15 protein-coding genes and 1 pseudogene are annotated in these 11,928 nt (G+C 69.7%); 13 read left to right on the top strand and 3 right to left on the bottom strand.

What is annotated here, in order from left to right; translation table 11 throughout:
* The first annotated feature begins 9 nt into the window (after positions 1-9).
* The 3 genes from O1G22_RS11635 to O1G22_RS11625 are packed head-to-tail and all read left to right on the top strand — an operon-like array spanning position 10 to position 3,044.
* Positions 10-825: a methyltransferase domain-containing protein gene (locus O1G22_RS11635; protein WP_270081300.1), complete on the top strand. Its 816-nt coding sequence runs from the start codon at positions 10-12 to the stop codon at positions 823-825.
* Positions 822-1,517, top strand: coding sequence for an HAD family hydrolase (locus O1G22_RS11630; protein ID WP_270081299.1), 696 nt, complete (start codon positions 822-824; stop codon positions 1,515-1,517). Before O1G22_RS11635 ends, O1G22_RS11630 begins: the two co-directional genes overlap by 4 nt.
* Positions 1,518-1,538: 21 nt before the next feature.
* On the top strand, positions 1,539-3,044 hold the full coding sequence (locus tag O1G22_RS11625) for an NAD-dependent succinate-semialdehyde dehydrogenase (protein WP_270081298.1): 1,506 nt from the start codon (positions 1,539-1,541) through the stop codon (positions 3,042-3,044).
* On the opposite strand, the gene O1G22_RS11620 is transcribed toward O1G22_RS11625, so the two are convergent.
* Complete coding sequence (locus O1G22_RS11620; protein ID WP_270081297.1) at positions 3,013-3,507, bottom strand: MarR family winged helix-turn-helix transcriptional regulator; 495 nt, start codon at positions 3,505-3,507, stop codon at positions 3,013-3,015. The two genes, O1G22_RS11625 and O1G22_RS11620, sit on opposite strands and share 32 nt — an antisense overlap.
* 83 nt (positions 3,508-3,590) lie before the next feature.
* Here O1G22_RS11620 and O1G22_RS11615 point away from each other — a divergent pair, with 83 nt between their 5' ends.
* From O1G22_RS11615 to O1G22_RS11585, 7 genes and pseudogenes are all read left to right on the top strand, one after another.
* On the top strand, positions 3,591-4,817 hold the full coding sequence (locus tag O1G22_RS11615; RefSeq protein WP_270081296.1) for an MFS transporter: 1,227 nt from the start codon (positions 3,591-3,593) through the stop codon (positions 4,815-4,817).
* A gap of 76 nt (positions 4,818-4,893) precedes the next feature.
* Positions 4,894-5,223, top strand: coding sequence for a YciI family protein (locus O1G22_RS11610; RefSeq protein WP_270081295.1), 330 nt, complete (start codon positions 4,894-4,896; stop codon positions 5,221-5,223).
* A complete protein-coding gene (locus tag O1G22_RS11605) occupies positions 5,220-6,785 on the top strand; it encodes an FAD-binding oxidoreductase (protein WP_270081294.1) in 1,566 nt (521 codons plus the stop codon). Before O1G22_RS11610 ends, O1G22_RS11605 begins: the two co-directional genes overlap by 4 nt.
* Positions 6,786-6,807: 22 nt before the next feature.
* Positions 6,808-7,632, top strand: a complete 825-nt coding sequence (locus O1G22_RS11600; RefSeq protein WP_270081293.1) for a PfkB family carbohydrate kinase — start codon at positions 6,808-6,810, stop codon at positions 7,630-7,632.
* Positions 7,620-7,751, top strand: coding sequence for a hypothetical protein (locus tag O1G22_RS11595; protein ID WP_270081292.1), 132 nt, complete (start codon positions 7,620-7,622; stop codon positions 7,749-7,751). Before O1G22_RS11600 ends, O1G22_RS11595 begins: the two co-directional genes overlap by 13 nt.
* Positions 7,748-8,542: an MAB_1171c family putative transporter gene (locus tag O1G22_RS11590; protein ID WP_270081291.1), complete on the top strand. Its 795-nt coding sequence runs from the start codon at positions 7,748-7,750 to the stop codon at positions 8,540-8,542. Before O1G22_RS11595 ends, O1G22_RS11590 begins: the two co-directional genes overlap by 4 nt.
* 15 nt (positions 8,543-8,557) lie before the next feature.
* Positions 8,558-8,893 (top strand): annotated as a pseudogene (locus O1G22_RS11585) (DUF6545 domain-containing protein); the annotation flags it as partial.
* A gap of 7 nt (positions 8,894-8,900) precedes the next feature.
* Here O1G22_RS11585 and O1G22_RS11580 read toward each other — a convergent pair.
* Positions 8,901-9,416: a hypothetical protein gene (locus tag O1G22_RS11580; RefSeq protein WP_270081289.1), complete on the bottom strand. Its 516-nt coding sequence runs from the start codon at positions 9,414-9,416 to the stop codon at positions 8,901-8,903.
* Positions 9,413-9,658, bottom strand: a complete 246-nt coding sequence (locus O1G22_RS11575) for a response regulator transcription factor (RefSeq protein WP_270081288.1) — start codon at positions 9,656-9,658, stop codon at positions 9,413-9,415. Before O1G22_RS11575 ends, O1G22_RS11580 begins: the two co-directional genes overlap by 4 nt.
* A gap of 170 nt (positions 9,659-9,828) precedes the next feature.
* Here O1G22_RS11575 and O1G22_RS11570 point away from each other — a divergent pair, with 170 nt between their 5' ends.
* The 3 genes from O1G22_RS11570 to O1G22_RS11560 all read left to right on the top strand — a co-directional run bounded on the left by O1G22_RS11570 (position 9,829) and on the right by O1G22_RS11560 (position 11,920).
* Positions 9,829-10,254 carry a helix-turn-helix domain-containing protein gene (locus O1G22_RS11570; RefSeq protein ID WP_270081287.1) on the top strand — a complete coding sequence of 142 codons (426 nt, stop codon included), beginning with the start codon at positions 9,829-9,831 and terminating at the stop codon, positions 10,252-10,254.
* A 90-nt stretch (positions 10,255-10,344) separates the two neighbouring features.
* Entirely contained in the window at positions 10,345-10,539 is a 195-nt protein-coding gene (locus tag O1G22_RS11565; RefSeq protein WP_225100696.1) for a DUF3046 domain-containing protein, read from the top strand.
* 133 nt (positions 10,540-10,672) lie between these two features.
* The gene (locus tag O1G22_RS11560; RefSeq protein WP_428986348.1) at positions 10,673-11,920 is read left to right on the top strand and encodes an AI-2E family transporter; all 1,248 of its coding nucleotides are present in this window, start codon (positions 10,673-10,675) and stop codon (positions 11,918-11,920) included.
* The last annotated feature ends 8 nt before the right edge of the window (positions 11,921-11,928 follow it).

The raw sequence follows: 11,928 nt of genomic DNA, 5'->3' as shown, positions 1-11,928 counted from the left end.
CAGTCGATCGTGAGTGCCACCGGAAACATCGGGAACTTCACCACCGTGGACACGGCCCCGGACAGCGGCTGGTTCATCGACTTCATGGACATCGCCAACGCCCTTCCCGAGTACCGTGTGATGAAGGACGAACTCGCGGCAGCCATGGGCGACCTGGACGGCAAGACCGTCCTGGAGGTCGGCTGCGGCACCGGGGACGACGCCAGGGAGGTGGCTGCCCTGGTCGGTGCCCGGGGCAAGGTCGTGGCGACGGACCTGAGCACCACCATGCTGGCGGAGGCGCGCCGGCGCAGCGAGGGGTCGGCCCTGCCGGTCGAGTTCCGGGTCGCGGACCTGCGGGGTCTGGACTTCCCCGACGACACCTTCGACGCCGCCCGCGCCAAGCTGGTGCTGATGCACTGCGAGGACATCGAGACGGGTCTCGACGAACTGGTCAGGGTGGTCCGGCCCGGCGGCAGGATCGCCGTCTTCGACTACGACTTCGACACCACCATCGTCGATCACCCGGACACCGAGGGCACCCGTCAGGCCATGCGCTGCTTCTCCGACGCCCACCGCAACAAGTGGAGCGGCCGCCAGCTGCGGCGGCGGATGCTGGCCAGGGGCCTTCAGGACGTGACGGTCTCGCCGCTCACCGTCGTCATGCCGTTCGGTTTCTTCCGCACGCTCAGCGCCGGCCGGCTCGCGAGCGCCCAGCAGAGCGGTCAGCTCGACTTCACGCCCGAACAGCTGGAGCAGTGGTGGCTGCCGCTGCTGCGGGCCGAGGACGAGGGGACGTTCTTCGCCTCGTTCACCGGCTTCGTCGTGGGGGCGACCAAGCCGTGAGGAACGCGGAGCCCGGTACGGGCGCCTACGCGTTCTTCGACGTCGACGACACGCTCGTACGGCTGAAGACGATGTTCAGCTTCCAGGAGTACTACTACACGCACACCGGCTTCCTCCCTTCCGTCCTGGGACGGTGGCGTGCGGAGAAGTACGAGGCGACGCGGCGGCGCCATCTCGCGCAGGGCCGCCCCAGGGAGTTCATCAACCGCACCTACTATCAGACCTTCCGGGGCAGACGCCCCGAGCAGGTGGCCGAGCTCGCCCGGCGCTGGTACACGGAGGTGCGCCAGCAGGGGGACGGGCTGTATCTGCCGGGTGCGCTGCGCGCGCTGCGCACCCGGCAGGAGGCGGGCGACGAGGTGGTCTTCGTGTCCGGTTCGATGGTGGACATCCTGCGGCCGATCGCCGAGGAGCTGGGTGTCACCAGGATGCTCGCGACCCGGCTCGTGACGGAGGGCGGCCGTTACACCGGCGAGATCGTGCCGCCGCAGACCATCGGGCACGGCAAGGCGGAGGCGGTCCGTTCCTTCCTGCGGGCCTCGGGTGCGTCGGCCGCCGCGTGCTGGGCGTTCGGCGACGACCGCTCCGACCTGCCGATGCTCGCCGAGGTCGGTCATCCCGTGTTCGTCTCCGAACAGCCCGAGATAGCCGAACTCGCCGACGTGCACGGCTGGCAGCTGATCCGTCCCTGACCTTGTCCGAGGAAGGAGCCCATGAGCACGCCTACGTCCGACATGAACACGCCCACATCCGAGGAGTCGCTGCTGTATGACGCCTGTCTGGTGGACGGCGAGTGGCGCGGCGCCGACGACGGCCGTACCTTCGCGGTCACCGACCCGGCGACGGGCGATGTCATCGCGTCGGTGCCCCTCATGTCCACCGCGGAGACCGATACGGCCATACGCGCGGCCGAAGCGGCGTTCGGCCCGTGGCGCACCCGCACGGCGAAGGACCGCGCCGCGGTCCTCTCGCGCTGGGCCGCGCTGCTGCTCCAGCACCGGGAGCAGCTGGCCCGGCTGCTCACCCGTGAGCAGGGCAAGCCGCTGGCCGAGGCGCGCGGCGAGATCGGGTACGCCGCCTCGTTCCTGACGTTCTACGCCGCCGAGGCGGAGCGGATACGCGGGGAGGTGATCCCGGCGGCGACCCGGGAGAGCCGGATCGTGGTGCTGCGGCAGCCGGTCGGTGTCGTCGGGTGCATCACGCCGTGGAACTTCCCGGCAGCGATGATCACCCGGAAGGCCGCGCCCGCACTGGCCGCCGGTTGCACCGTGGTCATGAAGCCCGCCGAGCAGACCCCGCTGTCGGCCCTGGCCATCGCGGCCCTCGGCCGCCGGGCCGGGGTACCGCCCGGTGTCCTCAACGTCATCACCGGGGACGCGCCGTCCATCGGGCGGGCCCTGTGCGACAGCCCGGCCGTACGGCTGCTGTCCTTCACCGGCTCCACCGAGGTGGGCAAACTCCTCGCGGCCCAGTGCGTGTCCACGGTCAAGAAGCTGTCCCTGGAACTGGGCGGCAACGCTCCTTTCCTGGTCTTCCCCGATGCGGATCTGGAAGCCGCGGTGGACGCGGCGGTGCTCTCGAAGTTCCGGCACAGCGGGCAGACCTGCGTGTGCACCAACCGGTTCCTGGTCCACGAGGACGTGTACCCGGAGTTCACCGAACGGTTCGCCGGCCGGGTCCGCAAGCTGACGGTCGGCAGGGGTGACCGACAGGGCGTCGATGTGGGGCCGTTGATCGACGAGGACGGCCTGGCCAAAGTGGCGGCCCATGTGGCCGACGCGGTGGCGCAGGGTGCGGAGGTGCTGGTCGGAGGCGGCAGGCATCGGGCGGGCGGGACGTTCTTCGAACCGACCGTGCTGCGCGGGGTCACCCCGGAGATGCGCGTCATGCGCGAGGAGACCTTCGGTCCCGTCGCCGCGGTAGCCTCGTTCCGCACCGAGCGGGAGGCCCTGGAGCTGGCCAACGACAGTCGCTCGGGGCTCGCGGGCTACGTCTTCACGCGTGACCTTGCCAGGGCCTGGCGGGTGACGGAGGAACTGGAGGTGGGCATGGTCGGCCTCAACACCGGCTTCCTGTCCGTGGAGACGGCGCCTTTCGGGGGTGTGAAGGAGTCCGGTCTCGGCCGGGAGGGCTCGCACCACGGCATCGAGGAGTTCCTGGAGCTGAAGTTCTGGCACATCGGAGGGCTCAGCTCTCCTGATGCAGCAGCAACTTCCTGAGCAGGACGACCAGCTGGGCCCGGTCGGCCTCCGAGAGGGGGTCGGCCAGGTCCGCACTGGCCTGCGCATGGACGATCACGGCCTTGCCGGCCACCGCCAGGCCCTGTTCGGTCAGTGCGGCCAGCAGCGAGCGGCGGTCGTCGGGGTCGAGCCGGCGTGAGACGAATCCGCGCTTCTCCAGCCGGGTGAGGCGCTTGGTGAGACCGCCCGAGGAGATCAGCAGTGACCGGTTCAGCGCGGCCGGGGCCAGTTCGTGCGGTGGTCCGCTGCGCAGCAGCGTCGCCAGTACGTCGAACTCGCCGGGGTCGAGGTCGAACTCCTCCAGCGCCCGGGCGAGGCGCTGTTCGAGATTGCGCGCCACCCGTGTGACCCGCTTCGCCACGGCCATGGAAGCGAGCGGCAGCTCGTACGGCGATTGCTGCCACTGCCGCAGCAGCACGTCGATGGCGTCTTCACGGTCCACATCACCAGACTAGCAGCTCCCTTCCCGGTAAGTTCCTTTCCGGGAAATTGCTTCTTGGAAAGATATACGCTAGCGTGCAAACCATGCGAGTTTCCCGTGCAGACCGCGTCCCTCTCACCGAAGAGCGGTTATCACCCGCTCCGGCAACCACCCGGCGGGGCGGCGGCGGTTCCCTGGCCGTCGGCTTCATCACCCTGCTCGTCGTGGGAACCGACCTGTTCATCGTCTCCCCCCTGCTGCCTGCCATCTCGCGGCACTTCCACGTCTCGCCGGGCACCGCGGGCAACGCGGTCACGGTCTTCTCGATCGTCTACGTCCTGGGCGCGCCCGCCTTCGGCTCCCTCGCCGACCGGATCGGGCGCCGCACCGTCCTCGCGGCGGGCCTCGTCGCCTTTGCCGCGGCCAACGTCCTGACCGGCCTGGCCCCCTCCTTCGCGGTGCTCCTGCTGGCCCGGGTGCTGGCCGGACTGGCGGCGGCCGCCGTGAGCCCTTCGGTCTATGCCCTGGTGGGCGCCGCGGCCCCGGCCCACCGGCGGGGCGTGTGGATGTCCACCGCCGTGGCGGGCTTCCTGATCTCCCTGACCACCGGTGCCCCGAGCGGCACGGCTCTGGCCGCGGTGTGGGGCTGGCGCGCCGTGTTCGTGGTCCTCGCCCTGCCGGCCGCGGCCCTGGCCGCCGTCAACCTGGCCGTATGGCCCCACGCGTCCAAGCCGGGCGCCACCGGCACCGCCCCGCCCCCCGCCCCCATCGGCCTGCTCACCCGCGCCAGGGCGGTCACGGTCACCGGGCTGTGGGCCTTCGCCGTCTACGCGCTCTACACCTATCTCGGCACCGGGCTGCGGGCGGACGCCAAGCTGTCCACCGGCCTCGTGGCCCTGGCGCTGATCGTCTTCGGCGCGGGCGCGGTCGCCGGCAGTTTCGGCGGGGGCAGGCTCGCGGACCGGTTCGGAGCCCGGCGGGTCGCCACGGCCAGCCTCGCGCTGGTCGGGGTGATGCTGCTGTTGCTCGACCTGGCGGTGCGCGCCCCGGTACCCCTCCTGATGTGCGCGCTGTTCTTCTTCGCCCTCTGCGCCTACCCGTGCCTGCCCTCGTACCAGGCCCAGTTGGTGTCCTCCTTCCCGCAACACAGCGGTTCGCTGCTGGCCTGGAACAGCAGTTGCATGTATCTGGGCACGGCACTCGGATCGGCGGCGGGCAGCGCCCTGCTGTCCACGGCCGGTTTCCGCGCCATTCCCCTCGCGAGCGCGGCCGTGGCATTCCTCGGCGCGTTCTTCTGCGCTTTCTGGGCCATCTCCCGGAAACCGGAATGAGGGTCAGCCCTGATGTCGCAAGGTTTTCGGTGGACTAGCCTCACCATGCCGCTTCCCCGACACGAAGGTGATCCCGATGCTCTGGGCCGTGCATTGTCTTGATGCCGACGACGTCCTGGAAATCCGACAGGAGGCCAGAGCGGAGCATTCGGCCAGGCTTCGCTCCGGAATCGTGGAGCCGGTCTGCTACGGAATGCTCGTCTCCGATGACGGCGGGCACGCCGTCGGCAGTCTGATCCTGGTGCGCGCCGAGGACCGGGAGACGGTCGAACGGTACGTCGCAGAGGACCCGTTCATGATCAAAGGTGTGTGGCGCAAGGTCACCGTGAGCGCCTTCACCGAGTCCGCCAACTCGCCGGCCCGCCTCGCCGACACCCTCGTCATGACAGAGGAGACCAACCGATGACCAGGCCTCTTCCCCCCAACTTCAGCGAAAGTGAGCTGACGTCCGCCCTGGACTCCCTGCGGGAAGCCCTGGGGGCGACCTGGGTGCTCACCGAGGAATCCGAAATCGCCTCGTACCGGGATCCGTTCCCCGTCCTGGAGGCCGATCACTTCAGTCCGTCGGCCGCGGTTCTTCCGCACACCGTGGAGGAGATACAGGAAATCGTCCGGATCGCCACATCGTGCGGCCTTCCGCTGTCACCGATCTCCACGGGGAAAAACCTCGGATTCGGCGGCGCGGCGCCCCGGCTGCCCGGTGCCGTGATCGTCGACCTGAAGCGGATGAACCGCATCCTGGAGGTCAGCGAGAAATTCGGGTATGCACTCGTCGAACCGGGTGTCACCTATTTCGATCTGTACCAGCACCTTCAGCGGCACAACAGCGGGCTGATGCTGGACGTGCCCGATCTCGCCTGGGGCAGCATCGTCGGCAACACGCTCGAACGCGGTGTCGGCTACACCCCGTACGGAGACCACCTGTCCATCCAGTGCGGGATGGAAGTGGTGCTCGCCGACGGGGATGTGATCAGGACCGGCATGGGCGCCCTCCCGGGAAGCAACACCTGGCAACTGTTCAAGTACGGATACGGGCCGCAGTTCGACCCGATGTTCACCCAGTCGAACTTCGGCATCGTCACCAAGATCGGCATCTGGCTGATGCCCAGACCCGCGGGGTATCAGGCGTACATGATCACCCTGCCGCGGGAGGAGGACCTCGGCACCTTCGTCGACGCGCTGCGTCCGCTCCGCCTCGACGGGACGATCGCCCATGTGCCGACGCTGCGCAGCCTGTTCCTCGACGCCGCGGCGGTGGCGCCCCGCTCCGCGTTCCACCCGGGTACCGGCCCGATCCCCGACAGCGTGGCCCGGAGGATGAGCGACGACCTCGGCATCGGCCGCTGGAACTTCTACGGCGCGCTGTACGGCCCCGACGCCGTGCGCGCCGCCACCTGGTCCGTCATCAGAGACGCCTTCTCGGGCATCCCGGGAGCGGGGTTCCACTTCGAGGGGGAGCACCCGAGCCCCGTACTCGCCACCCGGGCCAAGATCATGGCGGGAGTGCCCAACCTGGAGACGTACGACATCCTCCGATGGCACGACAACGGCGGGCACATCGACTTCGCACCCGTCTCGCCGGCCACGGGTGAGGACGCGCTGCGCCAGTACGAGCTGGCCCGCGACCGGTGTCACGAGGCGGGCAAGGACTACATGGGCAACTTCATCGTCGGTCGCCGCGAGATGCACCACATCTGCATGCTCATGTTCGACACCGCCTCGTCCGAGGACCGCGCCGCGACCCTGCAACTGTGCCGGACCCTCATCAAGGAGGCGGCGGACCTCGGCTACGGCGAGTACCGCGTGCACCCGGCGCTGATGGACGAGATCGCCGCCACGTTCAGCTACCACGACGGTTCCCTGCTGCGCCTGAGCGAGAAGATCAAGGACGCGCTCGATCCGGCGGGCGTCCTGACTCCCGGAAAACAGGGGATCTGGCCGCGTCACCTGCGTGGCAGTGGGCTGTGAGCCCACCGGAATGAGGATTGCCGTGCGCGTCGTCGTCACAGGAACGGACTTCGTCGGCAGGAGGCTGCGCGCCCCTGCTCCGAGCGCCACCGCCAATGGCGCCAACGTTGCCTTCGGGCTCGGCCAGTTGGGCGTCGCGGCGAGGCGGGCGGGCGCCGTCGGCATCAACCCCCTGCTGCGGGACCAGGGGGGCGCCGACCTGGTCGTCATAGCGCCGGACGACCCGTGGGCCATGCTCGGCCACGCCCGGGAGTGCAGGAGGCTGGCGGTGCCCTTCACGGCAGACCCCGGATCCGGCGTGACACACACCGGGACCGAGGAGGCGCGCGCCTTGGTCCGGGGCGCGCACTGGCTGTTCACCGGCGCGCACGAACGGGAGTTGCTGCTGGCGGCCACCGGATGGCGCACGCAGGAGGTGCTGCGGCACGTCGGTGCCTGGGTGACCACCCTCGGGGCCCGGGGCGCGCGCGTCGAGTCGCACCACTTTGCCGAGATCAGGGTCCCGGCCTGCGAGGTGAGGCGGGTGGTGGACCCTCGCGGAGCCGGTGACGCGTTCCGTGCCGGGTTCGTCGCCGGCGTGGTGAGCGCCCTGACCATCGAGCGCGCGGCCCAACTGGGCTGCGTGACCGCCGGGTTCGCTCTGGAGTCGCCCGGCGCGCAGGGATACGCGGTGCCCCTGCGCGCACTGCCCACATGCTGTGCGAGCACACCCGGGACGCACCGCTGGACCAGGAGACCGCGGGGCAGCTGTTTCCGGACCTCGACCCCCGGCTCGTCCAGCAGATGCTGCGCAGGACGAGGTATCCGGACGGCGACGAGCTGGAGGCCGAGGTCATGGCGTCGGTGATCCTGTGCCATATGAACTCCCGCCCGGCGAACGGGCCGTCCGCTCCTGCCGCCGGCTCCCGGGGCATGCTGCACCGGCTCGAACGGTCCTTCTCGATCGGCGGCGGGAGCGCCGGGTGACCGATGCACTGCACCTGACCTGCCTGATCGTCGGTGGCACCATATTCCTCTGCAAGGCGTGGGCGCTGCTGTCCAGGGCCCGCGACACCGTCGCCGTCACCATCTGCGTGTACGTCGGCCTGTCCGCCCTGAGTTACCTCCTGCTGCTGCCGCCGGTGTACGTGCTGATCGACCGGTGGACCGGCATCCGCAACAGCGCGGGAATGGGGTCGGGTGTGAGCGTGCTGGGTCTGACCGTGGCCCAGCAGTATCTGCTGATGCACTGGACGTACCCGAGGAGCGAGGCGCGGCGCCGCTTCCGGCGCCGGCTCACCCTCGGCATCGTCATGATCGCCGTCTATGTCGTGACCTTCATGGTGTTCGCTCCCCGGCAGGAGCGGTTCCAGGACTTCTACCTGGAGTACAGCCAACGGCTCTTCCAGTCCCCGTACTTGGTCATCTACACGCTGGCCTGCCTGGTCGGGCAGACCGATGTCGTACGGCACTGCTGGAGGTATGCGCAGATTTCCCAGCGCACCTGGCTGCGCTGGGGCATGCTGACCACCGCCGTCGGCGGGGCGCTGATCCTCTGCTACGCGGTGCTGCGCGTGACCGATCTCGCCGCCGGCCCGCTCGGCTACGACCTGCACGGGATGGAACCCGCCGTGTGGTTGTGCGGGGACGTCGGGTCGATGCTCTCGCTGATCGGCTGGGTGCTGCCCACGATGGGGGAGCGGCTGTCCGCGGCCGCCCGATGGGGTCGTGCCTACCGGATCCATGGCCGTCTGTATCCGCTGTGGCGAGCCCTGTAGGAGGAGGTCCCGGGCGTCGCGCTCGATCCGCCGCCGTCCAGACTCGCCGACCGGTTGCGGGTGCGGCGCATGGACTTCTGGCTGCACCGCAGGGTGATCGAGATTCACGACGCCCGCCGGGCCCTCCAGCTGGCTCCGGCGGGCGGCGATCACCCGGCCTCGGCGGGTCACGACCCGGCAGGGCCGCCCGGCCGGGACCCGGCCAGGTCGGCACTGCTGGCCGCGTTGCGCCGGGCCGACCAGCGGTCCGGGTTCGCCTCGTCGCCCCCGGACCGGGACTTCGACGGGGAGGTCGAGTGGCTGACCGGTCTGGCGAAGGCGTTCCTCGCCGAGCGGAGGGTCGCCCCGTGAGGCCTGATCAGGATGGGGACAGGCCGGTGGGAACGTCCCGCCGGGCCGACAGGTCGTACACGGAGCGCTGGTGGTGCGAGAGCCCGCAGTGCACCGCCGTCGCCCGGTCGGGCATGACCCGCACCAGGCTCAGCACGACGCGTCTCCCGTCGCGGTCGTACCAGGCACCGACCATCAGTTGCGGGTCCCGGACGAGGACATCGGCGTGCTCCCGCAGATACGCCCGCAGCGCCCGGGGGCCGTCACCTGCGAAGAAGGCGGCGGCGGGCTCCACCTGCGCGGTGGAACGCCCGGTCGCGACCGCGTACCCGGAGGCCGGAGCGGTTCCCCGGCGCGGGTCGACGGTGAACCCGCCCGTCCGGAGGGTCCGTTCGACCAGGACCCCGAGGCGTGCCTCCACGGCGGGGAACGTTTCGGGGGCGGCGCGGTCGCCGCCGGACATGTCACCTCCCACGACCGCCGAGGCGGCGACGAGCGCGCAGACCATGGCGAGTACGCACCGCACGTTCCGGCGCCGCGTCACGCGGCGGGGCGGTGGCCGAGGTAGGTGACCACGGCCATGACCCGGCGGTGTTCATAGGGACTCTGCTCCAGTCCGAGCTTGCAGAACAGACTGCGCAGATGCGCCTCGACCGTCTTGGGGCGCAGGTGGAGCTCCCGTTCGATCGCCAGATTGGACTTGCCGTCGGCGACGAGTTCGAGGACCTGCCGCTCCCTGCCGGTGAGCCGGCCGAGCAATGTCTCCGTAGGCGTCTGAACGGTCACGCGTCCTCCTCGGCGTAATTCAACGGCTGGTTGACTTACCTCAACTAGTAGATGGTTGGGGAGTACCGCCCGCAAGGGTGCCTGCCCTATTGTGATGTGCACCACAAGCGTGTGGTGCTGGTTACTCTTGGACCTTCCCTTGGAACGTTCGCTCACCACGGAGGGCGGGAATGGCTGCGGAGAAGAACGAATCGGTGCTCGCTGAGCGTCTGGACAGCCTCTTCCGGTCGAGCCGCCCCGAAGGGCGTCCGTGGACCAACGACGAGGTGGCCGCCCGGCTCAAGGACGCCAACCCCAAGCTCCGCGTGAGCGGCGCCTACCTGTCCGCACTGCGCAATGGCAAGCGCGAACGCCCCTCTCATGAGCTCCTGACGGCGCTGGCCCACTTCTTCGGGGTGCAGCCCGCCTATTTCTTCGACCAGACCTACGCGGACCAGGCCCTCACCCAGCTCGCCCTCCTCGACGAGTTGCACCAGGCCGGAGTGCGCTCCATCGCGCTGCGCGCCGCGGGACTCCCGCCCGAGAGTCTGAACGCGGTCATGTCGGTGCTGGACGAGATAAGGAAACTCCAGGGCCTGCCCCCCGTCGAGGAGTAGCGGCCGACTCCCTGGAAACCTCCTGACGGTCGCGCGGGGGGCGTGAGAGGCTGGAAATATGCAGGTCATGGTGGGTGCGGAGCGGAATTCATGCGGTTGACGGTCTTCTGGCAGCGGATGGCGGAACACTTCGGTCCGGGGTACGCCGACACCTTCGCGCGCGATCACGTCATGTCGGAGCTGGGCGGGCGCACGGTGAACGAGGCGCTGGACTCCGGCTGGGACGCGAAGGACGTGTGGCGCGTGGTCTGCACCGTCATGGACGTGCCGGGCGAGCGGCGCTGACCCGCCGACCTGCCCACCCTCCCGCCTTCCGATATGCCCCAATCGTCAGGTCGAGCGGCTGCGGTACGGCACCGATCGGTCACGAAATCGCAGGTCGGCGCCGGTTGTCGGTGGCGTCGACGAGACTTGGCCCGTGGCACCCACTGATGAGGAAACCGAGCCCGTGACCCAGCACACGGCATCCACCGGTGCGACGACGCCCGACCGGCCCCCGGTCCGGAGCACCGTCGTCCCGGGCGGCCGCATGCCACGCTGGCTGCCGCGCGCCATGGTGCTCGCCCTCGCGCTGATCGCCGTGTTCCAGCTGGGCACGTGGGCCTTCCACCAGCTGACCGGATTGTTGATCAACGTGTTGATCGCGTTCTTCCTGGCCCTCGCGATCGAGCCCGCCGTGAGCCGGATGGCCGCCCGGGGGATGCGCCGGGGCCTGGCCACCTTCCTGGTCTTCCTGGTGCTGACGATCGCCGCCGCCGGGTTCATCACCTTGCTCGGATCCATGCTGGCCGGCCAGATCATCAAGATGGTCGAGGGCTTCCCGGACTACCTTGACTCGCTCATCAGGTGGATCAACGACTCCTTCCACACCGACCTCAAGCGTGTGGACGTCCAGGAGGGTCTGCTCCACTCGGACTGGCTGCGCAAGTACGCGCAGAACAGCGCGGCCGGTGTCCTCGACGTGTCCCAGCAGGTGCTCGGCGGACTGTTCCAGCTGCTGACGGTGGGCCTGTTCTCGTTCTACTTCGCCGCCGACGGACCCCGGCTGCGCCGCGCGCTGTGCTCCGTGCTGCCACCCGCGCGCCAGGCCGAGGTGCTGCGCGCCTGGGAGATCGCCGTCGACAAGACAGGCGGCTACCTCTACTCGCGCGGCCTGATGGCGCTCATCTCCGGTATCGCCCACTACATCCTGCTCCAGGCCCTCGGCGTGCCGTACGCGCCCGTGCTCGGTGTCTGGGTGGGCCTCGTCTCGCAGTTCATCCCCACCATCGGGACGTATCTCGCGGGCGCGCTGCCGATGCTGATCGCGTTCACCGTCGACCCCTGGTACGCGGTGTGGGTGCTGGCCTTCGTCGTGGCCTACCAGCAGGTCGAGAACTACATGCTCCAGCCCAAGCTGACCGCCAGGACCGTCGACATCCACCCGGCGGTCGCCTTCGGCTCGGTCATCGCGGGCATCGCACTGCTCGGCGCCGTCGGCGCGCTGATCGCCATTCCGGCAGTGGCCACCCTCCAGGCCTTCCTGGGCGCCTATGTGAAGCGGTACGCCGTCACGGACGACCCCCGGGTGCAGGGGCACCAAGGCAGGGGGCCGGGCCGTCCCGGGATGCTCGCGCGAATACGCCGGCCGCAGGCCGGAGAGCCCGAGGCGGAGGAAACGGCGTGACCTCCGGG

Source organism: Streptomyces camelliae, assembly GCF_027625935.1.
GTDB lineage: Bacteria > Actinomycetota > Actinomycetes > Streptomycetales > Streptomycetaceae > Streptomyces > Streptomyces camelliae.
This window is presented reverse-complemented; position numbering and strand designations above follow the sequence as displayed.

Excerpts from the sequence above, each read along its gene's own strand:
- O1G22_RS11625 (WP_270081298.1), top strand. The coding sequence starts at position 1,539 with ATGAGCACGCCTACGTCCGACATGAACACGCCCACATCCGAGGAGTCG.
- O1G22_RS11615 (WP_270081296.1), top strand. The coding sequence starts at position 3,591 with ATGCGAGTTTCCCGTGCAGACCGCGTCCCTCTCACCGAAGAGCGGTTA.
- O1G22_RS11610 (WP_270081295.1), top strand. The coding sequence starts at position 4,894 with ATGCTCTGGGCCGTGCATTGTCTTGATGCCGACGACGTCCTGGAAATC.
- O1G22_RS11605 (WP_270081294.1), top strand. The coding sequence starts at position 5,220 with ATGACCAGGCCTCTTCCCCCCAACTTCAGCGAAAGTGAGCTGACGTCC.
- O1G22_RS11595 (WP_270081292.1), top strand. The coding sequence starts at position 7,620 with ATGGCGTCGGTGATCCTGTGCCATATGAACTCCCGCCCGGCGAACGGG.
- O1G22_RS11570 (WP_270081287.1), top strand. The coding sequence starts at position 9,829 with ATGGCTGCGGAGAAGAACGAATCGGTGCTCGCTGAGCGTCTGGACAGC.
- O1G22_RS11565 (WP_225100696.1), top strand. The coding sequence starts at position 10,345 with ATGCGGTTGACGGTCTTCTGGCAGCGGATGGCGGAACACTTCGGTCCG.